The organism is Burkholderia sp. WSM2232, assembly GCF_000472545.1.
Taxonomy (GTDB): domain Bacteria; phylum Pseudomonadota; class Gammaproteobacteria; order Burkholderiales; family Burkholderiaceae; genus Paraburkholderia.
Genome location: NZ_AWZV01000008.1, coordinates 12,281 through 39,101 on the forward strand (window position 1 = coordinate 12,281; position 26,821 = coordinate 39,101).

Annotated in this window: 21 protein-coding genes and 1 tRNA gene; 15 read left to right on the forward strand and 7 right to left on the reverse strand. The window is 63.0% G+C overall.

Annotated features, from left to right (window positions below):
• Window positions 1-343 precede the first annotated feature (343 nt).
• Both otsB and otsA read left to right on the forward strand, forming a co-directional pair.
• Window positions 344-1,093, forward strand: coding sequence for a trehalose-phosphatase (gene otsB, locus F757_RS0107765; protein WP_027210919.1), 750 nt, complete (start codon window positions 344-346; stop codon window positions 1,091-1,093).
• A gap of 130 nt (window positions 1,094-1,223) precedes the next feature.
• Window positions 1,224-2,684 (forward strand): alpha,alpha-trehalose-phosphate synthase (UDP-forming), encoded by a 1,461-nt coding sequence (gene otsA / locus F757_RS0107770; RefSeq protein WP_027210920.1) that lies wholly within the window; start codon window positions 1,224-1,226, stop codon window positions 2,682-2,684.
• Between the two features lie 144 nt (window positions 2,685-2,828).
• Here otsA and F757_RS0107775 read toward each other — a convergent pair whose 3' ends face one another.
• Window positions 2,829-4,664, reverse strand: coding sequence for an ABC transporter ATP-binding protein (locus tag F757_RS0107775; RefSeq protein ID WP_027210921.1), 1,836 nt, complete (start codon window positions 4,662-4,664; stop codon window positions 2,829-2,831).
• A gap of 715 nt (window positions 4,665-5,379) precedes the next feature.
• Between F757_RS0107775 and F757_RS0107780 the strand changes: the two genes are divergently transcribed.
• From F757_RS0107780 to F757_RS0107790, 3 genes are all read left to right on the forward strand, one after another.
• Window positions 5,380-6,444, forward strand: a complete 1,065-nt coding sequence (locus F757_RS0107780) for a glycosyltransferase family 4 protein (protein ID WP_027210922.1) — start codon at window positions 5,380-5,382, stop codon at window positions 6,442-6,444.
• Between the two features lie 310 nt (window positions 6,445-6,754).
• Window positions 6,755-7,609, forward strand: a complete 855-nt coding sequence (locus tag F757_RS0107785) for a hypothetical protein (RefSeq protein ID WP_027210923.1) — start codon at window positions 6,755-6,757, stop codon at window positions 7,607-7,609.
• Between the two features lie 148 nt (window positions 7,610-7,757).
• The gene (locus F757_RS0107790; protein WP_027210924.1) at window positions 7,758-8,222 is read left to right on the forward strand and encodes a DUF2214 family protein; all 465 of its coding nucleotides are present in this window, start codon (window positions 7,758-7,760) and stop codon (window positions 8,220-8,222) included.
• 84 nt (window positions 8,223-8,306) lie between these two features.
• On the opposite strand, the gene F757_RS0107795 is transcribed toward F757_RS0107790, so the two are convergent.
• Window positions 8,307-10,187 carry an ABC transporter ATP-binding protein gene (locus tag F757_RS0107795; protein WP_027210925.1) on the reverse strand — a complete coding sequence of 627 codons (1,881 nt, stop codon included), beginning with the start codon at window positions 10,185-10,187 and terminating at the stop codon, window positions 8,307-8,309.
• 341 nt (window positions 10,188-10,528) lie between these two features.
• Between F757_RS0107795 and F757_RS0107800 the strand changes: the two genes are divergently transcribed.
• On the forward strand, window positions 10,529-10,720 hold the full coding sequence (locus F757_RS0107800; RefSeq protein WP_027210926.1) for a hypothetical protein: 192 nt from the start codon (window positions 10,529-10,531) through the stop codon (window positions 10,718-10,720).
• A gap of 35 nt (window positions 10,721-10,755) precedes the next feature.
• Here the strand turns inward: F757_RS0107800 and F757_RS0107805 are convergent.
• The 4 genes from F757_RS0107805 to F757_RS0107820 all read right to left on the reverse strand — a co-directional run bounded on the left by F757_RS0107805 (window position 10,756) and on the right by F757_RS0107820 (window position 13,045).
• Window positions 10,756-10,830, reverse strand: a tRNA-Val gene (locus F757_RS0107805).
• A 48-nt stretch (window positions 10,831-10,878) separates the two neighbouring features.
• Window positions 10,879-11,613: a DNA polymerase III subunit epsilon gene (dnaQ, locus tag F757_RS0107810; RefSeq protein WP_013340025.1), complete on the reverse strand. Its 735-nt coding sequence runs from the start codon at window positions 11,611-11,613 to the stop codon at window positions 10,879-10,881.
• Between the two features lie 77 nt (window positions 11,614-11,690).
• Window positions 11,691-12,137 (reverse strand): ribonuclease HI, encoded by a 447-nt coding sequence (gene rnhA, locus F757_RS0107815; RefSeq protein WP_027210927.1) that lies wholly within the window; start codon window positions 12,135-12,137, stop codon window positions 11,691-11,693.
• Window positions 12,134-13,045 carry a class I SAM-dependent methyltransferase gene (locus F757_RS0107820; RefSeq protein WP_027210928.1) on the reverse strand — a complete coding sequence of 304 codons (912 nt, stop codon included), beginning with the start codon at window positions 13,043-13,045 and terminating at the stop codon, window positions 12,134-12,136. The genes rnhA and F757_RS0107820 overlap by 4 nt, the downstream gene beginning before the upstream one ends.
• Before the next feature lie 19 nt (window positions 13,046-13,064).
• Here F757_RS0107820 and gloB point away from each other — a divergent pair, with 19 nt between their 5' ends.
• From gloB to F757_RS0107850, 6 genes are all read left to right on the forward strand, one after another.
• Entirely contained in the window at window positions 13,065-13,856 is a 792-nt protein-coding gene (gene gloB, locus F757_RS0107825; RefSeq protein WP_027210929.1) for a hydroxyacylglutathione hydrolase, read from the forward strand.
• 156 nt (window positions 13,857-14,012) lie between these two features.
• Entirely contained in the window at window positions 14,013-15,683 is a 1,671-nt protein-coding gene (locus tag F757_RS0107830; RefSeq protein WP_027210930.1) for a transglycosylase SLT domain-containing protein, read from the forward strand.
• Window positions 15,684-16,319: 636 nt separating this feature from the next.
• Complete coding sequence (carA, locus tag F757_RS0107835) at window positions 16,320-17,474, forward strand: glutamine-hydrolyzing carbamoyl-phosphate synthase small subunit (RefSeq protein WP_027210931.1); 1,155 nt, start codon at window positions 16,320-16,322, stop codon at window positions 17,472-17,474.
• 195 nt (window positions 17,475-17,669) lie between these two features.
• Window positions 17,670-20,924 carry a carbamoyl-phosphate synthase large subunit gene (gene carB, locus F757_RS0107840; RefSeq protein ID WP_013340019.1) on the forward strand — a complete coding sequence of 1,085 codons (3,255 nt, stop codon included), beginning with the start codon at window positions 17,670-17,672 and terminating at the stop codon, window positions 20,922-20,924.
• A 230-nt stretch (window positions 20,925-21,154) separates the two neighbouring features.
• Window positions 21,155-21,631 carry a transcription elongation factor GreA gene (gene greA, locus F757_RS0107845; protein ID WP_013340018.1) on the forward strand — a complete coding sequence of 159 codons (477 nt, stop codon included), beginning with the start codon at window positions 21,155-21,157 and terminating at the stop codon, window positions 21,629-21,631.
• A gap of 20 nt (window positions 21,632-21,651) precedes the next feature.
• Window positions 21,652-22,161 (forward strand): DUF4149 domain-containing protein, encoded by a 510-nt coding sequence (locus F757_RS0107850; protein ID WP_027210932.1) that lies wholly within the window; start codon window positions 21,652-21,654, stop codon window positions 22,159-22,161.
• A gap of 210 nt (window positions 22,162-22,371) precedes the next feature.
• On the opposite strand, the gene F757_RS0107855 is transcribed toward F757_RS0107850, so the two are convergent.
• Window positions 22,372-22,923 carry a YhbY family RNA-binding protein gene (locus tag F757_RS0107855; RefSeq protein ID WP_027210933.1) on the reverse strand — a complete coding sequence of 184 codons (552 nt, stop codon included), beginning with the start codon at window positions 22,921-22,923 and terminating at the stop codon, window positions 22,372-22,374.
• A gap of 215 nt (window positions 22,924-23,138) precedes the next feature.
• On the opposite strand from F757_RS0107855, the gene F757_RS0107860 reads away from it, so the two are divergent.
• The 3 genes from F757_RS0107860 to folP all read left to right on the forward strand — a co-directional run bounded on the left by F757_RS0107860 (window position 23,139) and on the right by folP (window position 26,806).
• A complete protein-coding gene (locus F757_RS0107860; RefSeq protein WP_027210934.1) occupies window positions 23,139-23,801 on the forward strand; it encodes an RlmE family RNA methyltransferase in 663 nt (220 codons plus the stop codon).
• Between the two features lie 135 nt (window positions 23,802-23,936).
• Window positions 23,937-25,826 (forward strand): ATP-dependent zinc metalloprotease FtsH, encoded by a 1,890-nt coding sequence (gene ftsH, locus F757_RS0107865; protein WP_013340014.1) that lies wholly within the window; start codon window positions 23,937-23,939, stop codon window positions 25,824-25,826.
• Window positions 25,827-25,993: 167 nt separating this feature from the next.
• On the forward strand, window positions 25,994-26,806 hold the full coding sequence (folP, locus tag F757_RS0107870; RefSeq protein WP_027210935.1) for a dihydropteroate synthase: 813 nt from the start codon (window positions 25,994-25,996) through the stop codon (window positions 26,804-26,806).
• Window positions 26,807-26,821: the final 15 nt, after the last annotated feature.

Consider the following 26,821-nt stretch of genomic DNA (forward strand, 5'->3'; position numbering starts at 1 on the left):
AGTCGGCGTACGCTTTGCAAGGCAGGCAGATTGCGATAGTGGACAAAAATCGTCGTAACGCCAAAGTCTTGTGTGGCTGCGACTGTATCGCAAAATGACGTGCCGCGTCGCCGCAAGCCCACTGGCGCGCCGGTCGCGAGGCAATTTGACGCACGTCGTTGAAAGCGCCCTGAAACCGGATCGTTGCCATTTTGAGCGCAATACGTGCGGGCGCGTGATGATGGTGCCAATGCGCCGGCTTGCGGCGCTTGCGCCCCTGTTTCCTTTCTCGAAAAATTGATGGATGCGCGGTAAGATGCGCACACTTTTCCGGCTGCACAAGGCCGAAAGGCAAAATGACCCGATGCAGGCACTTCCAGCTTTTCTGTCTCCGAGCGAGACCGCGTTTTTCTTCGATTTCGACGGCACGCTAGTCGAACTCGCGCCCACGCCGGATGGCGTGCAGGTGCAACCTCGCGTCATCGAACTGCTCGGCGAACTCCGGCGCTTGACCAACGGCGCGGTCGCTGTTGTGTCGGGGCGCGGAATCGACAGCATCGACGCTTTTCTCGGCATGCCCGATCTGCCGATTGCCGGCTTGCACGGCGCCGAACGGCGCGACGCGAACGGCGACACACAACGCATCGGCTTTCACGACGAGCGGCTGCTGCGCATGGAACAGGTGCTGGCCCAGGTGGTCAACGCCAACCCCGGCATGCTCCTCGAAATCAAGGGCGCGGCGCTCGCGCTGCACTTTCGCAACGCGCCGGACCGCGAACAGGTGGCGCGCGAGGCGACCCAGCGGCTCGTTGCCGATTATGCGGGCTCATACGTGCTGCAGCCGGGCAAGATGGTCTACGAAATCAAGCCGAAGGATGTCGACAAAGGCCGCGCGCTGCGTGCATTTCTCGACGAGCCGCCGTTCGTCGGCCGCAAGGCCGTTTTTGCCGGCGACGATCTGACGGACGAAAAAGGCTTTGCGGTCGTCAACGAGCGCGCCGGACTATCCATCAAGGTCGGCGCGGGCGAGACGACGGCGCAGACGCGCATCGAGTCGGTAAGCGCACTGCTCGACTGGCTACAGGCAGTCATTGCCGCGGCGCGCGGTGCATGACGCTCGCGTCGTGCACGCTACAACGCTTGGGACCCAAACGAGTTGGCGCACGGCATTGCGCACGACGCAGCGCACGACCTGGCATGCGATATAGCAACACAATGACGTATTACATCGGGGACAGCGCTTCATGAGCCGACTGATTATTGTTTCCAACCGGGTCGCGCCGATCTCGGAGGGCGGCCCGGCAGCGGGCGGTCTGGCGGTGGGCGTGTACGACGCGCTGAAGGAAACCGGCGGCATGTGGTTCGGCTGGAGCGGCGATGTGCTGAGCTCCGGCCAGCCGCAAATCAAGGTCGAGGAGCGCGGCCCCGTGACGTTCGCGACCATCGCGCTGATGCGCCGGGATTACGATCAGTACTACCGGGGTTTCTCGAACGCGACGCTGTGGCCGGCATTCCACTATCGGGCCGATCTGCTGCATTACGACCGGCATGACTTTGAAGGCTACTGCCGCGTGAATGCCTGGCTCGCGCAGCAACTCGTGCCGCTTCTGCGCGAAGACGACGTGATCTGGGTCCACGACTATCACCTGATACCGTTTGCCGAGGCGCTGCGCGCGGCGGGCGTGAAGAACCGCATAGGCTTTTTCCTGCACATTCCGTTTCCGGCCTCGCAAGTGCTGCTTGCCGTGCCGCCGCATCGCGAGCTCGTGAAAGCCTTGTGTTCGTTCGATCTGCTCGGCTTCCAGACGGCGCCTGATCTGCGCGCGTTTTGCGACTACATCGTCAACGAGGCGAACGGCACTGTGGACACGTCGTCCGACGGTCCGTTCACCATTCACGCGTTTGGCCGCACGCTGCGCGCCGCGGCCTATCCCATCGGCGTGTATCCGGACGAGATCGCCGAACTCGCGAAAGCAGGGGAGCGGGGCAAGCCGGTGCGCACGATGAAAGCGACGCTGCATTCGCGCAAGCTCATCATGAGCGTCGACCGCCTCGATTATTCGAAGGGATTGGTCGAGCGCTTCCGTGCCTTCGAGCGTCTGCTCGAGCACACCACGGCGCAGCGCAACAAGGTGTCGTTCCTGCAGATCGCGCCGCCCACGCGCGCCGATATGCACGCCTATCAGGACATCCGCCTGCAACTGGAAGGCGAGTCGGGACGCATCAACGGGCGCTTCGCAGAGCTGGACTGGACCCCGATTCTCTATATCCACAAGCAATATGAACGCTCGGTGCTCGCCGCGCTTTTTCGCACGGCCCACGTCGGCTATGTGACGCCCTTGCGCGACGGCATGAATCTTGTCGCCAAGGAGTACGTGTCGGCGCAAGATCCGGAGAATCCGGGGGTGCTCGTGTTGTCGCGCTTTGCCGGCGCTGCGCAGGAACTGGACGGTGCGCTGATCGTGAATCCCGTCGACATCGACGGCATGGCCGATGCGCTCGCGAGCGCGCTCGAGATGCCGCTTGCGGAGCGCCAGGCGCGTTACCGGGACATGATGGTGCAATTGCGCGAAAACAATGTTTCGGTCTGGCGGGACAACTTCATGCGCGATCTGCAGCGCACCGATGGTGCAACGCGCACCGCCACCGCGCGTTCGCGCGCCCGAGTGGGGAAGAAAACCACGCGCGAAGTTCTGGCCGACTGATTGCACGCAGGCATGACTTCAGAAACAAAAAAGCCGCTTTTCAGCGGCTTTTTTGTTGGCGGCCGAGCCGCAAAGGGCGGACCTCGCGGGCCTTGTTCGGCTTACTTGTTGTAGGCCTCTGGCTCGTTGCCGGCGGGGCGCGGCTCAGATTACATGCTGTTCGTCGACCTTCTTGCCGCCGATGTGCAACGTGGTGCCCTTGCCGTACTGCTTCGACAGCAGGTCGCGATAGAGGCCGGGGCGCTGGCGCAGTTCGTCGGGGCTGCCGTCGTCGATCACCTTGCCCGCGCTCATCACGATGATGCGGTCGAAGTTATGCAGCGTCGACAGGCGGTGCGCAATCGCGATCACCGTGCGGCCTACCATGAGCCGGTCGAGCGCCTTCTGGATCGCTTCTTCCGAGGCGCTGTCGAGCGCCGAGGTGGCTTCGTCGAGCAGCAGGATAGGCGCGTTCTTGAGAATCGCGCGCGCAATCGCGATACGTTGGCGCTGTCCGCCGGAGAGCTTGACGCCACGGTCGCCGACAATCGTGTCGAAGCCTTCGGGCATTGCCTCGATAAAATCGGTGCAGCGTGCTTCGCGCGCCGCGGCCAGCACTTCCTCGCGCGTCGCTTCCGGGCGGCCGTACGCAATGTTCTCGTACACCGTGCGGTGAAACAGCGAAATATCCTGTGGCACCAACGCAATGGCATGGCGCAGGCTGTCTTGCGTGATAGCGGCAATGTCCTGGCCGTCGATCTTGATCGCGCCGCCTTGCGTTTCGTAGAAGCGCTGCAGTAGCGCGAGCACGGTCGATTTGCCCGCGCCCGACTTGCCGATCAGACCGACGCGCTGACCCGGCTCGATGTGCAGATCGAAATGATCGAGAATCGGCCGGCGGCGCGGATACGCGAACGTCACGCCTTCGAAGTCGACGCGCCCGCCTTGCGGCACCAGTTCCGTCGCGCCGTCGCGATCGGGCATGCCGTGCGGCTCGAGCAGCGTGCGCACGGCTTCTGCGAGACGCGCAATATGCTGCGTGACGTCCACCAGCGCGACCGCCAGATCGCGCGTGCCGTGCAGAATAGTGAACCCAAGAGAGCTGACGAGCACGATGTCGCCCGAAGTCGCCTTACCCTGGTCCCACAGCACCAGCGCCCAACCGAGCAGGCCAGCGGAGAGCAGCGCTGTGATTACCGCGTGCAGCAGGCGCAGCTTTTCCAGATAGAGCAGGCTTTGCTGACGCGCGTCCATCTCCGCCTTGACCGTGGCGCCGAACCGCTGCTGCTCGCGAAACGTCATGCCGAACGCGCGCACGAGGCCCATGTTGCTAATCACGTCGACAAGTTCGCCGTCCACCGACGCCGCCCGGGTCGCGAAGTGATGGTGCCGCACCGAACCGCGGCCCGCGAGCTTGTAGAGCACCACGGACAGGATTGCAGAGCACAGCATCAGGCCGCCCGCCATTAGCGGGTTCACGGCGACGATCATGACGATCGCACCGAGCACGGCGATGCACGGCGGCAGCACGTTCCAGGCGGTGGTGTTTTCCGCCGTGTAGACCGCGTTCGAGGTCGCAGTGATCCGGCTCGCCAGCATGCCGGGCTGCTTCTCGGAGTAGTAGGTCGGCGAATGTCCGCTCAGATACTGGAACAGGTCTCGCCGCAAGTCACCGGTCACCGCGACGAACGTGTGAGCCGCCACCCAGCCGCCGACCCGCCACAGCAGGTTGTCTGCGGCGATCAGCCCGACGAGTATCGCGAACGCGCCCCACAGCGGCCCGGGATGATGCCGGCCGGTGCCGAGCACATCAATAAGGTGCTTGATCGCGTATTGCGAAGCGAGCGCACAGCCCACGGCCGCTATCACGCTGCAAAGCACGATCGCATGAGCGAGCGGATGGCGGCGGATAAAACGGAAAACGAACGCAAGCGGCCTGTGCGCATAGCTCGCTAGCTTTGCGTTCTGGGCGTTGCGCTGGGCGATGGTCAAATGTTCCAATTGATCGAGAGGTTGGTGTGAGTCGGAGGTGTGCATGCAAGGCATGGGCCACGCGAAAAAGTCGCGGCGCAGGCAATGTTTCGCATTGTAAACACGCAAAGGCAATTGCGCCCTGTGTTTCCGGGCATATGGCGCGATTGGTGTCGCGATGGACGTCCGCGATCTACCTCTTGCTCGACTGACTGCGGTGGCAAGGGTTCACGCTGATCGCGGACTCTTTCGGGATATAATTACAAATTGCATTCAGCCTGGGCGCTGGATTCTCTTCAACCCGTGCCGGCAAGCTTGACGCAAAGCGCCTCACAAGCGCAGCCGGCGAGCGGCGCGAGAGTCCGGCGGCCTCGTGTCGCCGGCCAACCGCTACTGTAGAACTGTCTTGCAAAACAAGGGTTTGCAAAGTGTATCCCCCTTGTAACAACGTAAAGACTTTGAAATGTCGTGGCGCAGCGAGAAGGCCGGCACTGATAATGCGTGCGCTGTAAGCCCTTGCCGAAATTTCTGACAGTTTGTCAACGTCCGACACGCTTGTGCGTTTACCGCACAGGCATGGAAGGCGATCGCCGTCCAGGCTAATTAAACTGAAGCGATCTGTCGCAGGAAATCTCGAAAGAATCAGGCCCGCGCCGGGGTATCCGGCCCGACTGCCCTGGCGAGCAAAGCGAGTCGCTTTTACCAAACGCAGTACTTTTGCCGGTTTTTACGAGGAGTTTTCACTATGCGAATCGCTCAAATCGCTCCGTTGCACGAGGCGGTTCCTCCCAAGCTGTACGGTGGTACGGAACGTGTGGTGTCCTACTTGACCGAAGCGTTGGTCGAGCAGGGCCACGACGTCACGCTCTTTGCGAGCGGCGATTCGCAAACCTCGGCAAAGCTCGAAGCCTTCTGGCCGCAAGCGCTGCGCCTCGATCCCACCATTCGCGACGTCATGGCGCCGCATATGCTGCTGCTCGAAGAAGTGCGCCGCCGTGCGGACGAGTTCGACGTGCTGCATTTCCACATCGACTATTACCCGTTCTCGCTTTTCGCGCGCCAGCCGGTGCCGTTCCTGACCACGCTGCACGGCCGTCTCGATCTGCCGGAACTGCAGCCGATCTTCAACACGTTCAAGGACGTGCCGGTGGTGTCGATTTCGGACAATCAGCGCATTCCGCTGCCGCAGGCAAACTGGCTGCAAACCGTGTATCACGGCCTGCCGGAAGACGTGCTCCGGCCGATCCCCGACGTGCAGCCCGGCTACCTTGCGTTCCTCGGCCGCGTGTCGCCGGAGAAGGGTCTTGACCGCGCGATCCGCATTGCGGGCCAGGCAGGCATGAAGCTCAAGGTGGCCGCGAAAATCGACAAGGCCGACCGCGCCTATTACGAAGAAGTGATCAAGCCGCTGATGGCGCTCCCGCATGTCGAGTACATCGGCGAAATCGGCGAAGCTGAAAAGCGCGAGTTCCTCGGCAACGCACACGCACTCGTGTTCCCGATCGACTGGCCGGAGCCCTTCGGTCTCGTGATGATCGAAGCGATGGCGTGCGGCACGCCCGTGATCGCGTTCAATCGCGGTTCGGTGCCGGAAGTGATCGAAAACGGCGTGTCGGGCTTTGTCGTCGAAGATGAGATCAGCGCAGTCGCGGCACTCAAGCGCCTGCACACGCTGCCGCGCGAAACGGTGCGCAAGGCGTTCGAAGCGCGCTTCTCGTCGAAGGTCATGGCACGCAACTACGTCGCCACCTACGAAGAGCTGCTCCGTCAGAAGCACCGCACCGTGCTGCGCGAAGTGAACGCGAACTAAGCGCGAACTAAGCGCGAACTAATCGCCAACTGAGCACCGCCTCGGCGCGACTCCAGCGCGCGCCGGACTGAAACTGCCGGTCAGTCAACCGGCGCGGTGAATATAGCGCTTTAGCGCTCTTCGCCCGCCACCCGCAACGCCCCGCTTGCAAGCCGCTCGCGGGGCGTTGTTGCATGCGCGCCGCGTTTTTTCGCGTTTCGCGATGCAAACCGGGTGTTTCCTGCCGCGCGGGCGAGCCGGCTTTCGTAATATCCCTATAATGGCCGTGCCGCAAATTTGGCTGCGGCGCCGCCGACGACAGGAGGATGCCTTGGCGAGAACGAAAGAGACGCGTGCGAATGCCGCGCCCGGCGCCGGAACGATTTTCGCGTTGCGCGCCATCGGTCTCGTGCTTCTCGCCCGCTGGCTGTTTTCGATGTCGGAGATGGATCTGACGTCGTCGCTGTCAGCCATGGCCTCTTCGCCGTGGGCGTGCATCAACCTGGTCTTTCTGTTCCTGCTGATTTTTCTTCCGGGCGCACGGGCGGTTGCGGAGCGCCCGTTTCATCCGTTGCCGCAGTGGCTGCGGCAAGCACTGCGGCTGTTCGCGTTTCTCGGCTTCCTGTTTGCGGTGTGGACTGTCAGCGCATTCGCTGTCAGCGCGGGCTGGCGCCGCGCCGCGCAAGCGGTGGCGGCAACGAACGGCTGGCTACTGGCCGCGCCGGCACTGTATGCGGCCGTCCTCTGGATCTGCCGTCCGCGCGCGCTGTGGCGCACCAACATTGCCGCGCGTCGGTTTGCCATCGGGCGCTACGCCGTGTCGCTCGATCCGCTTACGCGTACTGTGAGTGTGTGGGCCGAGCGTCGCAAGGTCGGGCAGTACGACGCGCGCGAACTCTCGGTGCGCTGGGCGGACGGCGCAGGCACGGGGTCTGCGCCGCCGCCCGCGCCGATGGTCGCGCTGCATACGGCAGGCGAGACGTTCACGACGGCCGCCTCCTCGCATCGCGGCGGCGGACCGTCGCTCGCACGCGCTGCGTTTGGCCGGCGTCCAAAAATCGAGTTGCTGTGGGATTCGCCCGCTGCTGCGGGTCACAACCGTCAAACTGTCTTTCGCACCGCATTGACGACCGAAGGTGACCGCGTGGCGGCACGCGCGCTCGACAGCACCTTGCGGCAGGTCTGAAGCCTGCTGTGTGCATTCGGTCACATGTTGCGACCGATGAACGCGTTGTACAGTAAGCCGTGGTCGATAATGAAACGAAGATGCCGTCCGCGCCCGACGCTGCGTGGGCGATAACAATCGATATGCCGTGTCGTTTGCAGGAGTCGCTATGCTGGTTCGCTGGTTACTTGCCGCTCTTCATCTGCTCGCTTATGGCTTTGCGCTCGCGTCGATCTTGCGGCGCACATGGTCGCTGCGCCGCGCAGCCGTGCCCGCCGCGTTGCGCTCGGTGTTCCGTGCGGATACGCGATGGGGGCTCTCCGCGCTGGTGCTGATCATCACCGGACTGATGCGCGCGTTTGGTTCGTACGAGAAGGGCGCCGACTACTATCTTCACGAGCCGCTCTTTCACCTCAAGATGGCGCTGCTCGTGGCGATCCTCGCGCTGGAAGTGCCGTCCATGCTCGCGCTCATGCGCTGGCGTGCGTCGATACGGAAAGGCGAGGCACCGGATCTGCACAACGCGCGCCGTTATGCGCATCTGAGCGTGATCCAGACCGTCCTGCTGGTGCTGATGGTGTTTGCGGCCACCGGCATGGCGCGCGGCATCGGTCTTCCTTCGGGCGTGGTGTGAAGCGGCGGCGCGTCAGCGGAACGAGCCTTCAATGAAGGCGGTTCCGGCTGACGTGTGCCGGCTTTGCCATTTGTTGCCTGTTCTCTACTCGCTGACCAGCAGGCTCGAATCGTCGACGTTGGCGGCGCGCACCTGCGGCGCTTCCTGCCGAACCACCGGCGGTTCGCTCAAGCCCTTGATCAACTCCAGCGCCTGACGCTCGAAGAGCCGGCGATACACGCCGTTCTCGAGACCGATCAGCGTTTCATGGCTGCCTTCTTCGATCACCTTGCCCTTGTCGAGAACGAGCAGGCGGTCGAGTGCGCGCACAGTCGAAAGGCGATGCGCGACGACGAGCGTCGTGCGGCCCAACATTAACCGCTCCATGGCCTGCTGGATCAGCACTTCGCTTTCGCTGTCGAGGCTCGAGGTGGCTTCGTCCAGGATGAGGATGCGGGCGTCCGCGAGAAACGCGCGAGCGATCGCTACCCGCTGACGTTCGCCGCCCGAGAGCTTGATGCCGCGTTCGCCGACAAGCGTGTCGTAGCCATCCGGCAGCGCGCTGATGAAGTCGTGCGCGTTAGCAAGCCGCGCGGCTTGTTCGATCTCGGCACGGCTCGCTTCGGGCCGGGCATACGCGATGTTCTCCGCCAGCGAGCGGTGAAACAGCACCGGCTCCTGCTGCACGATCGCAATCTGGCTGCGCAACGACGCCTGCTTGACCCGCGCGATGTCCTGGCCGTCGATCGTGATGCGGCCTCCCGACACGTCGTAAAGACGCTGGATCAGCTTGATGAACGTGGTCTTGCCCGAGCCCGAATGGCCGACCAGACCCACGCGTTCGCCAGGCGCAATGCGCACGCAGAAGTCACGGTAGAGCGGGACGGCGTTCGCGCCATAGTGAAAGGTAACGTGCTCAAAGCGGATCTCGCCTTGACCGATCGCAATGGGCCCGGCGTCCGGCCGGTCCTCGATGCCAAGCGGCTGGCGCTCAAGCGACACTAGTTCCTCCATGTCGTTGACCGAGCGCTGCAGGTTGCGGATGTGCATGCCCACCTCGCGCAGATAGCCTTGCAGCATAAAGAACATCGTCAACGCGAAGGTAATGTCGCCGACGCTCGCCTCGCCGCGCAACCACAGCACCAGGGCCGCGCCGAGAATCGCGGCCTGGATCGCCACCAGCATGGCGCCCTGCACGCCGCCGTTGATCGTGCCGCGGATCCACGTGCGCCGGGTGCGCGCGCGCCACTTGTCGATTACGCGTGCGAGCAGCAGTTCTTCGCGCGCTTCGGCGCCGAACGCCTTGACGACGCCGTTGCAACTCACGGCGTCTGCGAGCGCGCCGCCCATGCGTGTGTCCCACGCGTTGGCGAGCCGTGCGGCGGGCGCAACGTAGCCGAGCGACAGCGCGACCGTCACCGCGATATACAGCACCGAGCCGATGCCGACCACCGCGCCCATCATGGGCCAGCGCCAGCCGAGCAGCAACGTGGCCCCGGCGAGCATGATGAGCGATGGGAACAGTGCGATCAGCAGCGTGTCGTTGAGCAGGTCGAGTGCCCACATGCCGCGCGTGATCTTGCGCACCGTGGAGCCGGCAAAGCTGTTCGCGTGCCAGTCGGTCGAGAACCGTTGCACGCGGTGAAACGCGTTGGCGGCGATCTCGCTCATCATCTTGAGCGTCAGCTTGATGATGTTGAAGTACATGCCCTGGCGCAGCAGGGTCGCGCCGAGCCCGAGCCCGGTGAGCACGCAGAACGCGGTGATCGCCGCGTGCCATGCGCTGCCGCGCGCAGCCGGGCCCGACGCAATGGCGTCGACGAGGTGGCCGGCGAACATCGGCGTGAGTACGTCCGCCACCGCGCCGAGCATGGTAAGCGCCGCAATCACGACGATGCGCCACGGCTGCTGCGCCCAGTGATGGAAGGTGAAACCGAGGACGTTCCTGAAGGCTTGTCCGCGAAAGTCGAGTTTTTTTCTGGTCATTTGCGACAACCCGGGCGCCTAGCGCAGCGGGGTTCCAGTCAGAAGCAGAACGAAGAGATAGAGCAAGCGCGCCGCTGAACGGCAATCAGGCTGCGGGCAATGTGCTGTAAAGCGTGCCTGCGATGCGAGCTGTGGACTATCTGGAATTGCGCGGAGCGCCTTTAAGGCTGCGCCGCGTAGAGCGAGGGGTCAGTGACGGGTCAATGACGCATCAGCGACGCATGAGCGACTAGCGAACGACAGGCAGCCGCGTCGCGGGACCATGTCAGGGACCGCCATATGCACTGCGAACATGTGACGCCTCCCTGTAGTCAATGAGGTGGAGAAAGTAGACCGGGCGAATGCCCGAGAAGCCACTATATCAGCGCCGTTTTGCCCCCGCAATCGACGAGGTTTCGGTGTTGACGCTGCTGCGGATTGCAGAATGCGTGCAAAGCCCTGCGACGATACGGCATGAGCAAAAGCGAAAGCAAAAAAGTAAAAGCCAAAAAGCAAAGCACAAAACGGAAAAGGGCTTGCGCATTTCTGCGTAAGCCCTTTGTCTTCGGTGATCGACACACCAAGAATCTGGTGGGTAGTACTGGGATCGAACCAGTGACCCCTGCCGTGTGAAGGCAGTGCTCTACCGCTGAGCTAACCACCCGAAGAGATTGAGATTATGTCAGGGATTTTTGCACTCGTCCAGCACTTTTTAAGCGGCTTGCTCATCCGCCACCGGTGCAGGTTCGAGGCGCCACACGCTCGTGCCTTTGATTGCCTTGTCGAGGCCGTCGAGCACCGCCTGATGCGCTGCGACCTCTTCGTCGCTCGCCGCAATCACCACGAGCTCCAGCGACTCGATTGCCACGCGCGGTGCATGTGCTTCGCCGCCAGCATGCGATTCCCCCAGCATGTCGATGACGAGACTTTCCTGGCCGCGCGTCATCGCCAGATAAACCTCGGCGAGCAGTTCGGAGTCGAGCAGCGCGCCGTGCAGCGTGCGGTGCGCATTGCTGATGCCAAAGCGATCGCACAGCGCGTCGAGCGAATTGCGCTTGCCGGGGAACATCTGCTTGGCGCGCGCGAGCGTGTCGATGATCTCGCCGCAATAGGTGCTCACGGGAGGCAGGCCCAGCAACGCAAATTCGGCATCCAGAAAGCCGATGTCGAACGGCGCGTTGTGAATGATCAGGTCCGCGCCCTGTATGAAGTCGCGAAACTGGTCGGCGATTTCGGCGAACTTCGGCTTGTCGCTGAGGAACTCAGTGGTCAGGCCGTGCACGGCCAGCGCGCCTGGATCGCTGTCGCGCTCGGGGTTGATATAGAAGTGCAGGTTGTTGCCGGTGAGTCGCCGGTTCACCAGTTCGACGCAACCGAGTTCGAGAATGCGGTCGCCGGTGCGGGCGTTAAGGCCGGTCGTTTCGGTATCGAGAATGAGTTGACGCATGTCGGATTAGCTTTGCCTCAAAAGTAGCAGCCGGAAATAAGCGGCAAAAGGGGGGGCGCCCAAGCCAGCGCTTCAAGTCACAGTTCCGCGAGCGACGCGACGCCGCGGTTGGCGAGCTGATCGGCGCGCTCGTTCTCCGGGTGGCCGTTGTGACCGCGCACCCAGCGCCATTCGATTTCGTGTTGCGCGACGAGCGCATCGAGCCGCTTCCACAAGTCCGCGTTCTTCACCGGCTGCCTGGCGGCCGTCACCCAGCCTTTCTTTTTCCAGCCGTGAATCCACTCGCTGATGCCTTTTTGCACGTACTGCGAATCGGTATGCACGACGACCTTGCAGGGACGCTTGAGCGCTTCGAGCGCGGAAATCACGCCCATCAGTTCCATGCGGTTGTTGGTCGTATTGGCTTCGCCGCCGAACAGCTCCTTTTCCTGATCGCCGAAGCGCAAAAGTGCGCCCCAGCCGCCGGGGCCTGGGTTGCCCTTGCAGGCGCCGTCGGTATAAATGTCGATGATGTTTGCGGTCATTGAGTGTGGTTGCGTGTATTCGGAGTGGCGGCGGGCGTGAGGCCTGCGGCGAGAACGGGTTTTTTCACCTTCAGCGGTCCGACGAGGCGCATGCCGCGCACCCGCTTGATCGCCTTGATCATGTAAGTCGCGCCGAAGATGGGCCACCAGCGGTCGCCGGCGGCTTCCATGAAAGCATAGCGGGAGAGCCACTGCTCGCTGTCGAGCGGCGGGCGATAGCAGCCGAAGCGTCCGCGCTCGAGGTCGAAGCCGAGCAGCTTGATCCAGTCTTTCAGGCGTGTGAAGGCAATCAGGTCGACGGCCGCCGGCACGAACGGCCGGCCGGTCATCTTGCCGACCGATTGCCGCGCGCCCCATAGCGAGAGCGAGTTGAAGCCGAGAATGATCAGTTGGCCTTCCGGCATGAGCACACGCTCGGCTTCGCGCAGCAGGCGGTGTGGGTCGCTGGTGAATTCGAGCGTGTGCGGCATCACGATCAGATCGACGCTCTGCGCCTCGAAAGGCAGGTCGAGCAGATCGCACCAGAGCGCGCTGCGCCCGCCGGGCGCGGGCAGCGGCGCGAAGGTATTGCGCGCGGGGCCGTGGGTCGTGCCGTGGCCCGTCCCGTTGCTCATTCCACCATTCGCGCCGTTGTTCAGGCTGTTGCCCGCTCTGTTGCCGGGTTGCGCAGCCGAGCGCGGAAAACTGTAGGGCGCGCTCGCGCCGCTGGCGGCGTCCAGCACCAGCCCGCGGCAGGGCATGCGATTCTCGCGCAACGCGTCGAGCTGCGGCAGGCCGAGCTGCAGTGCGTGGTAACCGAAAACGTCCGACACCACCCGGTCGAGCTGGGTCTGTTCCCACTCGAGCACGTAGCGTCCAGGCGGCGAATCCGTCCACGCGGGCCAGTCTATAATCGCTCGGTCAGTCATATCAAAGAATGCGTCGCCTATGAATGCGCTCGAGTACGTACCGGTCCCGGCGTTTGAAGACAATTACATCTGGGTCGTTTCCGACGGACGCCATGCGGTCGTCGTCGATCCGGGCGAGGCCGCCCCCGTTCGCACCTATCTGGCCAAACGCGGATGGCGGCTGAGCGCTATTTTACTCACGCACCATCATCAAGACCATGTCGGCGGGGTAGCCGATCTGCTGAATGGCCAGGCCGTTCCCGTGTACGGGCCCGCTGGCGAGGCGATCGAGCGTGTCACGCAGCGTCTGAAAAATGGCGATCGGGTGGAGATCGCCGAGCCTGCGCTCCAGTTCAGCGTACTCGACGTGCCCGGCCACACCAGCGGCCACATTGCCTATTTTCAGGCGGCGGACCCGGCCGGCACACCTCACGTCTTCTGTGGCGACACGCTGTTCGCCTGCGGCTGCGGCCGCCTCTTCGAGGGCACGCCGGCCCAGATGCTCGCGTCGCTCGACTCGCTCGCTGCGCTGCCAGGCGCGACGCATGTGCATTGCGCGCACGAGTACACGCTGTCCAACATCCGCTTCGCGCTTGCCTGCGAGCCGGACAATCCGGAGCTGCAGGCCTGGCGCGACAAGGCGAGCGACTTGCGAGCCCGCAATCAGCCGACGCTGCCCACCACCATCGCCCATGAACGCGCGGTGAACCCCTTCCTGCGAGCGGGCGATCCGGCCGTTCAGGCGACGCTGCAGGAGGCGTTGCACGAGAAAGTCTCCGACCGTCTCGCGGCCTTCACGTTGATGCGCGAATGGAAAAACCGCTTCCGCTAACTGGACCCCGTTCGGGGTCTTCCTCAAGCGAAGAATCGGAAGAATTCGCCAAGCCCTAGATTTACTTGATTTTTTTGTCAATTTCCGATTGACGTACAGGTTGCGGTTTCGTACTATCGGCTGCAAATTCCAGCCCTTGTGGAAGCCGAGACGTTCATGCGATTTATCTTTAGTGCGTTGCTGGTCCTGACGCTCGCCGCCTGCGCGAGCCAGGGGCCAACGACGGTCAGCCCCACCACCGCAACCAATCCCGCCACCCAGCAAGCCGTAGCCGACGCACTTCGCAAGACAGCCACCGCCAAAGAAACCATTAACGTCGACCAGGGCTCCGTCACGCAGTTGACGAGCGCGGACGCCGATTTGTGGGGCCGTATTCGGCGCGGTTTCCAGATGCCCGACCTGCAGACCGATCTGGTCGACATGCAGGCCAACTGGTATGCGCAGCGTCCCGACTACGTGCAGCGCATGACCGAGCGCTCGCAGAAGTACCTGTATCACATCGTCGAGGAGCTCGAGGCGCGCCATATGCCGACCGAGCTTGCGTTGTTGCCGTTCATCGAGTCGGCGTACAGCCCGCAGGCGCTGTCGGTGGCGAAGGCGGCCGGCATGTGGCAGTTCATGCCGGGCACGGGCCGCACCTATAACCTCAAGCAGAACATGTGGCAGGACGAGCGCCGCGACGTGCTCGCCTCGACCAGCGCCGCGCTCGACTATCTGTCACGCCTGCACGACATGTTCGGCGACTGGCAGCTTGCGCTCGCCGCGTACAACTGGGGCGAGGGCAACGTGCAGCGCGCCATCGCGCGTAACGAAGCGGCGGGCTTGCCGACGGACTATCTGAGCCTGCGCATGCCGAACGAAACGCGCAACTACGTGCCGAAGCTGCAGGCCGTCAAGAACATCGTGATGAACCCGCAAATGTACGGGCTCACGCTGCCTTCCATTCCCAATCACCCGTATTTCGTCACGGTCACCACCTCGCACGACATCGACGTGGAGATGGCCGCCAAGCTCGCCAATCTGTCGCTCGACGAATTCCGCTCACTGAACCCGTCCTTCAGAAAGCCGGTGATTCTCGGCGCGACGCAGCCGCAAATTCTGCTGCCGTTCGACAATGCCAGCGCGTTCGAGCGCAACCTGAAAACGTACTCGGGTTCGCTGTCGTCGTGGACCACGTACACCGTTACGGAGCGTTCTGCGCCGGCGGCCATCGCGCAAAAAATCGGCGTGGATGCCGACACGCTGATGGAGGTGAACAAGATTCCGGTCGGCATGCGTCTGAAGCCCGGCTCCACCATCGTCGTGCCGCGCGGTTCGGACGACGACGAAGACATCAGCGCCGACGTCGCGGAAAGTGCCGTGCTCGCTATGGAGCCGGACGTTCCCGACACCCGCAAGATGCTGATCCGCGTGCGCCGCAATCAGTCCATGGCGGCTATCGCGCTGCGTTATGGCGTGTCGGTGGGCCAGTTGAAGGCGTGGAACCGCACGCATCGCGACAGCGTTTCCCGCGGCCAGGTGGTCGTTCTGCACGTGCCGGTGGGCAAGGCTGTCCCGAGCGAGCCGGGGCCTGAGCGCATTGCGACCACCGTGGACGGTGGCGGCGTGCAGAAGATCGGCACGCGCGTCGGAGGCTCCAAGCGCGAAGTGCGCAACGACACGAGGAAGGGTCGGGGCCACTCGGCCGTCGTGAAGGTGTCCGAGCCGGTCGCGAAGTCCGGCAAAGCCAAAGCGGCTGCGGCGCCCGCGGGCAAGGTGACCAAGGTCTCGGCTTCCACGTCCAGCAAGACAACAAAGAGCACGGCCAGCACGAAGAAGAGCAAGTGATTCGGCACGGTCCCGGTTGAGGTGCCTGCCGGCGCACAATCTCCGCACCCTCCGTACCCGCTGCGCCCTCCGTACCTTTGCCCGCTTTTGAACGCCATCACCCTGTGACGGCGTTTTTCATTGCGCGCAGTATAAAAATGATCGTTCTACCGCAGGCTCGCGTCGCCTGTGCGGAGTAGGAGTGTGCGTGCGTATGCATTTAAGCCGTGGGGACGATGGTGTGCGGCGGGTGGACGGCGCTGTCTCGAATCGGCTTGCGTAGATCGGGTCGCGCCACCGCGCGAGCCGCTTGCAGTAAGGCTTTCGCCGGGTCAGCGCGGGCCGCCGCGCGCCCCGGCAGCCATCTCGGATTTGGAGCGCAGGGCAGTTTCAGGCTATAATTCCAAGGTTTGAGCTTATCAACCCGCACCCTAGCGCCTACCTCTCCCATACCGTTCATCCGCCGCGCGCCACTGGCGTAGCAAGAAGGGCCCGCACTTTGCCGATCCGTCCACACAATGGACTCATCGCGCGCCCCTTGCGACGTCAACGGCAGTACGCGAGCGAGTCTGCGCGCGCATCTCGTGATGCTGTCCGCTGCGGCTCGCAAACCGGATAGGCAGGTCGGCAACAGGGTGTTCCCCCAAGGAGTCTCCCGTGTTGCCGTCATTTTCTCCCGCTCTGCTCGCGCTCGCCGACGGCACGGTCTTTCGTGGTTATTCCATCGGCGCCCCCGGGCATACCATCGGCGAAGTCGTCTTTAACACGGCTATCACCGGCTATCAGGAAATCCTGACGGACCCGAGCTACGCGCGCCAGATCGTGACCCTCACCTATCCGCATATCGGCAACGTCGGCGTAAATGCCGAAGACGTCGAGGCGACGAAAGTCCATGCCGCCGGGCTGATCATTCGCGACTTGCCGGTCCTCGCGTCGAACTTCCGCATGGAGCGTACGCTCACCCAGTATCTGCAGGACGAAGGCGTCGTCGCCATCGCCGGCCTCGACACCCGCAAGCTCACGCGCCTTCTGCGCGACAAGGGCGCACAGAACGGCGCAATCCTCGCCGGTTCGGACGACGAAGCGAAGGCGGTGGAACTCGCACGCTCGTTCCCGGGCCTCGCGGGCATGGACCTCGCGAAAGTCGTGTCGACGACGGAGACCTACGAATGGACGCAGACCGAATGGCGTCTGGGCGAAGGCTACGGCAAGCAGAACGCGCCAAAGTACCGCGTGGTCGCGTTCGACTACGGGGTGAAGTACAACATCCTGCGCATGCTGGCCGAGCGCGGCTGCCATGTCACCGTGCTGCCCGCGCAAGCCTCGGCGGCTGACGCGCTCGCGCTCAATCCGGACGGCATTTTCCTGTCGAACGGTCCGGGCGACCCGGAGCCGTGCGACTACGCGATCGCCGCCACCAAAGAGTTGATCGAGCGCGGCATTCCGACGTTCGGCATTTGCCTGGGCCACCAGATCATGGGCCTCGCGCTCGGCGCCAAAACCGTCAAGATGAAGACCGGCCACCACGGCGCCAATCATCCGGTGAAAGATCTGGAAGACGGCCGCGTGGTGATCACCTCGCAGAACCACGGCTTTGCCGTGGACGCCAACACGCTGCCCGCCAACGCGCGCGTCACGCACGTGTCGCTGTTCGACGGCACGCTGCAAGGCTTTGCGCTGTCCGACAAGCCGGCCTTCTGCTTCCAGGGGCACCCGGAAGCGTCGCCGGGTCCGCACGACATCGCCTATCTGTTCGACCGCTTTACCGCGTTGATGGACGCGAAGAAGGCCGGAAAGTCGGCAGCGGCATAAGCGCGCATAGCGGGGCGCAACCGGGCATATCCGGACATAAGCGGCAGCCCGGCGACAGCAGCATGAGGCAAAACGCGCGCCCCCCTTACGGGCGGCGCGCGTCGACGGAAAGAATGGCAAACAGTTGCGTGGGACCGGAGTGAGGCGCTAAAGCGCCGACTCCGGTCGACACAGAAATACATTAGCGAGAGCGTTATGCCCAAGCGGACAGACATCAAGAGCATCCTCATTATCGGCGCGGGTCCGATCATCATCGGCCAGGCGTGTGAGTTCGATTATTCGGGCGCGCAAGCATGCAAGGCGCTGCGTGAGGAAGGCTACAAGGTCATCCTCGTCAACAGCAATCCGGCGACGATCATGACCGACCCGAACACGGCCGACGTGACCTACATCGAGCCGATCACCTGGGAAGTGGTCGAGCGCATCATCGCGAAAGAGCGTCCGGACGCGATCCTGCCGACCATGGGCGGCCAGACCGCGCTGAACTGCGCGCTCGATCTGCACGCGCACGGCGTGCTCGAGAAGTACAAGGTCGAACTGATCGGCGCGTCGCCGGAAGCCATCGACAAGGCGGAAGACCGCCAGAAGTTCAAGGACGCGATGACGAAGATCGGCCTCGGTTCGGCCAAGTCGGGCACCGCGCATTCCATGGAAGAAGCGTTGCAGGTCCACGCACGCATCGCCGCGGAAACCGGCAGCGGCGGCTATCCGGTCGTGATCCGGCCGTCGTTCACGCTCGGCGGTTCGGGCGGCGGCATTGCGTACAACCGGGAAGAGTTCGAGGAAATCTGCAAGCGCGGCCTCGACCTGTCGCCCACGCGCGAGCTGCTGATCGAAGAGTCGCTGCTCGGCTGGAAAGAGTACGAGATGGAAGTGGTCCGCGACAAGCAGGACAACTGCATCATCGTCTGTTCGATCGAAAACCTGGACCCGATGGGCATTCACACCGGCGACTCGATCACCGTCGCGCCGGCGCAAACGCTCACCGACAAGGAATACCAGGTGCTGCGTAATGCGTCGCTCGCGGTGCTGCGCGAGATCGGCGTGGACACCGGCGGCTCGAACGTGCAGTTCTCGATCAATCCGAAAGACGGCCGCATGATCGTGATCGAAATGAACCCGCGTGTGTCGCGTTCGTCCGCGCTCGCGTCGAAAGCAACTGGCTTCCCGATCGCGAAAGTCGCGGCCAAGCTGGCAGTCGGCTATACGCTCGACGAGCTGAAGAACGAAATCACCGGCGGCCAGACCCCGGCTTCGTTCGAACCGACTATCGACTACGTCGTCACGAAGATCCCGCGCTTCGCGTTCGAGAAATTCCGCGAAGCCGATTCGCGCCTGACCACGCAAATGAAGTCGGTCGGCGAAGTCATGGCGATCGGCCGCACCTTCCAGGAGTCGTTCCAGAAGGCGCTGCGCGGCCTCGAAGTCGGCGTGGACGGTCTGGACGAAAAGACCACGAATCGCGACGAGATCATCCGCGAGATCGGCGAAGCCGGCCCGGACCGCATCTGGTACGTGGGCGACGCATTCCGCATTGGTATGACGGCGCAAGAGATTTTCGAAGAGACGTCGATCGACCCGTGGTTCCTCGCGCAGATCGAGCAGATCGTGCTGAAGGAAAAGGCGCTGGCCGGTCGCACGCTGGCAAGTCTTTCGAAAGAGGAGCTCAAGTATCTGAAGCAAAGCGGCTTCTCGGATCGCCGTCTTGCGAGGCTGCTGGGTGCGAAGCCCGCAGAAGTGCGCGCGCGCCGCATCGAGCTGAACGTGCGTCCGGTGTACAAGCGCGTCGACACCTGCGCTGCCGAGTTCGCGACGAAGACAGCGTACATGTACTCGACCTACGAGGAAGAGTGCGAAGCCAACCCGACGAACAACAAGAAGATCATGGTGCTGGGCGGCGGCCCGAACCGGATCGGCCAGGGCATCGAGTTCGACTACTGCTGTGTGCACGCCGCGCTGGCCATGCGCGAAGATGGCTACGAAACGATCATGGTGAACTGCAACCCCGAGACCGTTTCAACCGACTACGACACGTCCGACCGTCTGTACTTCGAATCGCTAACGCTCGAAGACGTGCTCGAAATCGTCGACAAGGAAAAGCCGGTCGGCGTGATCGTGCAGTACGGCGGCCAGACGCCGCTGAAGCTCGCGCTCGACCTGGAAGCGAACGGGGTGCCGATCATCGGCACGTCGCCGGACATGATCGACGCGGCCGAAGACCGCGAGCGTTTCCAGAAGTTGCTGCAGGACCTCGGCCTGCGTCAGCCGCCTAACCGCACGGCGCGCACGGAAGACGAGGCACTCAAGCTCGCCGACGAGATCGGCTATCCGCTGGTGGTGCGTCCGTCGTACGTGCTGGGCGGCCGCGCGATGGAAATCGTCCACGAGCCGCGCGACCTCGAGCGCTATATGCGCGAAGCCGTGAAGGTGTCGAACGATTCGCCGGTGCTGCTCGACCGCTTCCTGAACGACGCGATCGAATGCGACGTGGACTGCATCTCCGACGGCGAAGCGGTGTTCATCGGCGGCGTAATGGAGCATATCGAACAGGCGGGCGTCCATTCGGGCGACTCGGCTTGCTCGCTGCCGCCGTATTCGCTCTCGAAGGAAACCGTGGCGGAACTGAAGCGTCAGACTGGCGCAATGGCCAAGGCGCTCAACGTCGTCGGTCTGATGAACGTGCAGTTCGCGATCCAGCAGGTTCCTCAGGCGGATGGCTCGAAAGAAGACATCATCTACGTGCTCGAAGTGAACCCGCGCGCGTCGCGCACGGTGCCGTACGTGTCGAAGGCAACCAGCCTGCCGCTCGCGAAGATCGCAGCGCGCGCAATGGTCGGCCAGAAGCTCGCGCAGCAAGGCGTGACGAAGGAAATCGAGCCGCCGTATTTCAGCGTGAAGGAAGCGGTGTTCCCGTTCGTCAAGTTCCCGGCGGTCGATCCGGTGCTCGGACCCGAAATGCGTTCGACCGGCGAAGTGATGGGCGTGGGCCGCACCTTCGGCGAGGCGCTCTTCAAGTCGCAACTCGCGGCGGGCTCGCGTCTGCCGGAGTCGGGCACGGTGCTGCTGACCGTGATGGACGCTGACAAGCCGAAGGCCGTCGAAGTCGCGCGCATGCTGCACGAGCTTGGCTATCCGATCGTCGCCACCAAGGGCACAGCAGCGGCAATCGAAGCCGCGGGCGTGCCGGTGAAGGTCGTCAACAAGGTGAAGGACGGCCGCCCGCACATCGTCGACATGATCAAGAACGGCGAGATCGCGCTGGTCTTTACGACTGTCGACGAAACCCGCGCCGCCATTGCCGATTCGCGCTCCATCCGCATGAGTGCGCAGGCGAACAAGGTCACGTACTACACGACCATGTCGGGCGCGCGCGCGGCTGTCGAAGGTCTGCGCTACCTGAAGGACCTCGAAGTCTATGATTTACAAGGCTTGCACGCTCGCCTAAACTAAGGCTTCGAATACCTGTTCTGGATGTAAGTGCCGCGGTTAAGCGGCGTTTCGCAGGTGCTGTGACCCCGGGGTTCTCCCGGCAGCCGGCTTCCCGCGAAATGCACTTAACCGCGGTGATTTTTTTTGCGGCCGTTTTTATTCCACAGTGCTCCTGTCTGCCGCTGTTGCGCCAGATTTCCAAAAAAGGGCCAGGAAGATTGGAGCGGCCCGGCGTTTTCTCGAGAGTTGTGATGAGCACTATTCCATTGACCAAGCGCGGCGCAGACATGCTGCGCGACGAATTGCAGAGACTCAAATCCGTTGAGCGTCCCGCCGTGATCAACTCGATCGCGGAAGCGCGCGCGCAGGGCGATTTGTCCGAAAACGCGGAATACGATGCCGCGAAAGAAAAGCAGGGCTTTATTGAAGGCCGCATCGCCGAAATCGAATCGAAACTGGCGGGCGCGCAGGTGATCGACCCGTCGCAAGTAGAAGCCGACGGCCGCGTGGTATTCGGCGCAACGGTGGAACTGGAAGACCTGGACTCGGGTGCATCCGTCAAATATCAAATTGTCGGCGACGACGAAGCGGACATCGACCACGGTCTGATTTCCATCAGCTCGCCGATTGCGCGCGCGCTGATCGGCAAGTCGGAGGGCGACGTCGCGTCCGTTCAGGCGCCAGGCGGCGTGCGCGAGTACGAAATCATCGCGGTTAGCTACGTTTGAAGGCGGCTTCGGTGTCCCTGATGCCGCATCGAATCTTTCGTCTGCTGACGGTCGCGTGGGTCGGTAGTCTGCTGACAATCGGCTATGCCGTCGCACCCGTGCTGTTCAGTTCGCTCGACCGGACGACGGCGGGAGCGGTGGCGGCGCAATTGTTCCGTATCGAAGGGGTGCTGGGCGCCGTCTGCGGCATCTTGCTGCTGGGTCTGGCGAACGTGCTGATCCGGCGGGGCAGTGGCGAGTACAGGCGCTTGCGCTGGCTGGTAGCCGGCATGTTGATCTGCGTGCTGGTCGGTTACTTTGCGTTGCAACCCTTCATGAACGCGATGCGTGTCGCCGCACTGGAAGCAGGGACTGACCTGGCGCATTCCACGTATGCAGCGCGCTTTGGCATGCTGCACGGCGTTTCCAGCCTGTTTTATCTGATTGAAAGCCTGCTCGGCATAGTGCTCGTGTGGAAGCTGCCGGTGAACACCGGCGATGGCGCCGCACCGCAAGGCGCTCGCGATGTTTCCGGCAAGGTGACGGGTTAGGAAAGTCGGCTTGTCGCGTGGGCTCGCCGCTGCGGGCGGTGGCGGGCTGTCCCGGCCAATAACGGACCGTTCCAGTCTTCTGACGGTAGCTCCCCATCTTGCAACCTGACGCGTCAGGCAAAGAGAGCGAGGGTGCGCAACGGCGGCACGCGCGTCGCCTACCGAGAAGGTGCGGACGTTTGCCGCACCGTTCAGGCGTTGAGCGCTGGTCTATTTCGATTGATGCGCGCGCTTGCTGCTGGTCTGGCGCTTCTTCGCGCGCTTGATGTTGCCGCCTTGCGTGACCCGTTCGTTGCCGCGCACCAGCACCGCTTTTGCCTTCGGCTTGCGCATGGGTACTTCGCTGGGCTTCACGACCTTGACCACGCGCGGGGCGCGGCCCTTGCCGGGCTTGGCTTCCACTGCGGCTTCGCGCGCGCTGGGCAGTGCGCCCCTCAATGCGCCCGTCAGTGCGCCGCGTTTGCCTTTGGGCGCGGGCTGGGCGGCCGCTTCCGGCTTCCAGATGACCAGCAGTTTGCCGATATGCTGAATGGGCGCGGCGTTCAGCTTGTCGCAGATCTGTTCGTAAATGGCGATGCGCTCTTCGCGTTCGTCGCCGAACACGCGGATCTTGATCAGCTGATGGGCGGCGAGGTGAACCTTGATCTCGGCGAGTACCGCGTCGGTCAGACCTTCGGCGCCGACCAGCACCACCGGTTTGAGCGCATGTGCCTGGGAGCGCAACTCGGCGCGTTGGTCGGAAGAAACTTTGAGGGCGGGCATGTGAAGTGGGAGACTCGACTAAAATGGCGGCGCCTGCGTTCCCCAAACGGCGTCGTTCGACGCGTGGGAGCGGAACTTGAGTGGGACACTACGGCAGGCGGCGCGTCAGAACTACAGAATCGCGGATAATAGCCAGTTTCCTGGCAGTAGCCGCGCGAATTAACCGCGTATTATCCGCTAAAGCGTGACATGACGCAGCAAGAGTTCAACGTTTAATGGCAAAAAACAAGTTCAATACGGCATGGCTGCATGACCACATCAACGATCCGTACGTGAAAATGGCGCAGCGGGAAGGCTATCGCGCCCGCGCCGCCTACAAGCTCAAGGAGATCGACGAGCAGGACAAGCTGATCCGGCCAGGGCAGGTGATCGTCGATCTGGGTTCGTCGCCGGGCAGTTGGAGCCAGTACGCGCGCAACAAGCTCGCGAAAGGCGCGCAGCGCGACGCCGAGCGTGAGGGTGGCATTGACGGCACGATCATCGCGCTCGACATCCTGCCGATGGAGCCCGTGGCGGACGTCCATTTCATTCAGGGCGACTTTCGCGAAGACTCCGTGCTGTCCCAGCTGGAAGAAATTGTCGGCGAGCGGCAGGTCGACCTTGTAATTTCGGATATGGCGCCCAACCTGTCGGGAGTGGCGGTGGCGGATGCCGCGCGAATCGAGCATTTGTGCGATCTCGCGCTGGAATTCTCGCAAAATCACCTGAAACCGGATGGAGCCCTTTTAGTCAAATGCTTTCACGGCAGTGGTTACAGCCAGATTGTCGAAAAGTTCAAGCGCCAGTTCAAGGTGGTGGCTGCCCGCAAGCCCAAGGCTTCGCGGGACAAGTCGTCTGAAACGTTTATTTTGGGTAGGCATCTGAAGAAGCCCGCGTAGGGCGCTCCGCGTCGCCCCGCCATGCTATTTCTGTGGTAGCGAAAGCTTATGGCAGGGGTCTGCGGACTGGATTAGAATGCTTTCGTGGTGCCGCAAGGCAAATGTAGGCGCCCGTCTAAGTGAAGGAGTGGTGCTTTGAACAACAATATGTTTTCGAAGGCAGCAGTGTGGCTGGTTATCGCACTGGTGCTATTTACGGTGTTCAAGCAGTTCGACAAGCCCCGTGTCCAGGAAGGCGTTTCCTATTCGCAGTTCATGGACGACGCGAAGAACGGCAAAGTCAAGAACGTCATTGTCCAGGGGCGGAACCTCACGGTCACTCCAGCAGACGGCCAGAAGTACCAGATCGTGTCGCCCGGCGACATCTGGATGGTCGGCGACCTGATGAAATATGGCGTTCAGGTGAGCGGCAAGGCTGACGACGAACCCAACGCGCTGGTGTCCGCACTGTATTACCTTGGGCCGACCATTCTCATCATCGGTTTCTGGTTCTACATGATGCGACAGATGCAGGGGGGCGGGAAAGGCGGCGCCTTCTCGTTTGGCAAGTCGCGTGCGCGTCTGATCGACGAGAACAACAACGCAATCAATTTCACCGACGTCGCCGGTTGCGACGAAGCAAAGGAAGAAGTCTCCGAACTGGTCGACTTCCTGCGCGACCCGCAGAAGTTCCAGAAGCTGGGCGGCCGCATTCCGCGCGGGGTGCTGCTCGTCGGGCCGCCGGGAACCGGTAAGACGCTGCTCGCGCGCGCCATCGCTGGCGAGGCGAAGGTGCCGTTCTTCAGCATCTCGGGTTCGGACTTTGTGGAAATGTTCGTCGGCGTCGGCGCGGCTCGCGTGCGCGACATGTTCGAGCAGGCCAAGAAGCATGCGCCGTGCATCGTGTTCATCGACGAAATCGACGCGGTCGGCCGTCATCGCGGCGCCGGCATGGGCGGCGGTAACGACGAGCGGGAACAGACGCTCAATCAGATGCTGGTCGAAATGGACGGCTTCGAGGCCAACTCGGGCGTGATCGTGATTGCCGCAACCAACCGTTCGGACGTGCTCGATAAGGCGTTGCTGCGTCCGGGCCGTTTTGACCGTCAGGTGTACGTCGGCCTGCCGGACATTCGCGGCCGCGAGCACATCATGAAGGTTCATCTGCGCAAGGTGCCCATTTCGAACGACGTCGACGCGGCGGTGATCGCCCGTGGCACGCCGGGCTTCTCGGGCGCCGATCTGGCGAACCTCGTGAACGAAGCGGCATTGTTCGCGGCGCGCCGCGGCAAGCGCATTGTCGAAATGACGGATTTCGAAGACGCAAAGGACAAGATCTTCATGGGTCCGGAGCGCAAGTCGGCGGTAATCCGCGAAGAGTCGAAGCGCGCGACCGCTTACCACGAGTCGGGCCATGCGGTTATCGCCAAGCTGCTGCCGAAGGCCGATCCGGTCCACAAGGTCACGATCATTCCGCGTGGCCGTGCATTGGGCGTAACGTGGCAGTTGCCGGAGCACGACAACGAAACGTATTCGAAAGACTATCTGCTCGATCGTCTCGCGATTCTGTTCGGTGGCCGTGTCGCGGAAGAGCTGTTCCTTAACCTGATCAGCACGGGCGCGTCCGACGACTTCAACAAGGCTACGCAAACCGCCCGCGCCATGGTGGCCCGTTTCGGCATGACGGACGCATTGGGACCGATGGTCTACGTGGACGACGAAAACGACGCTACGCCGTTTGGCCGCGGCTTCACGCGCACCATTTCGGAAGCGACGCAGCAGAAGGTGGACGCTGAAATCCGCCGCGTGCTGGACGAGCAGTACAACCTCGCGAAGCGCCTCTTGGAAGAAAACCGCGACAAGGTCGAAGCCATGACCGCCGCGTTGATGGAGTGGGAGACGATCGACTCCGATCAGATCAACGACATCATGGCCGGACGTCCGCCGCGTTCGCCCAAGAGCTCGCCACCGTCGGCAAGCGACGCGTCGTCGGGCGGCAGCCCTGGCACCGAGGTCAAGCCGGGCAGCGCGACCGCGCCGGCCTGATAGGCTGTCAGTAGAAAGTGCGGGCCGGTGTGCATCCACACCGGCCCGTTTTGCATTTATCCGTCTAGTTGATGTAACGCTACGTGCCCACAGCCGCTTTCTCTTCTCCCGTTCCCGAGCCGTTGCAGTGCGGCCGGTTCAAGCTGAGCTTCGAACGCCCGTTGGTCATGGGCATCCTGAACGTCACGCCCGACTCTTTCTCCGACGGCGGCCAGTATGCGATGCAGGGCGACGCGCTGCGTCAGGCCGAGCGCATGATGCTTGAGGGCGCGGACATTATCGACATTGGTGGCGAATCGACTCGCCCCGGCGCTCCGCCCGTCCCGCTCGACCAGGAGCTGGAACGCGTGATTCCGCTCATCGAGCAGCTGCGCGGTGCAAACGTGCCGCTTTCCGTCGACACCTACAAGCCCGAAGTGATGCGCCGCGCACTGAGCGCGGGGGCCGATCTGATTAACGATATCTGGGGTTTTCGCATGCCCGGCGCGATCGACGCAGTGCGCGACAGCGACTGTGGTCTATGCGTGATGCACATGCTCGGCGAGCCGCAGACCATGCAACTCGGCGAGCCGGCTTACGGCGATGTCGTGAGCGAAGTCAGGGAATTTCTAAACGAGCGCGTGACGGCGCTCAGGCAGGCTGGCATTGCGCGTGAGCGGATCAGCGTGGACCCGGGCTTTGGTTTCGGCAAGGCGGTGGTCGAGCACAATTACGCGCTGCTCGCGCGTCTTGCCGACAGCGCGCCGCCCGCCGACCCGCCGTATTCGATCCTCGCGGGCATGTCGCGTAAATCGATGATCGGCGCGGTCACTGGACGCCCGGCACCCGAGCGCGTCGCGGGCAGCATCGCCGCAGCGGTTCTGGCGGCGGAACGCGGCGCGGCGATTCTGCGCGTGCACGATGTCGCGCAAACAGTAGACGCATTGAAAGTATGGGCAGCCCTGCGCGGCGCGGCGAACCGCGCCGGCCCGCGCAGCTAAGCCAAAAGCAAGGAG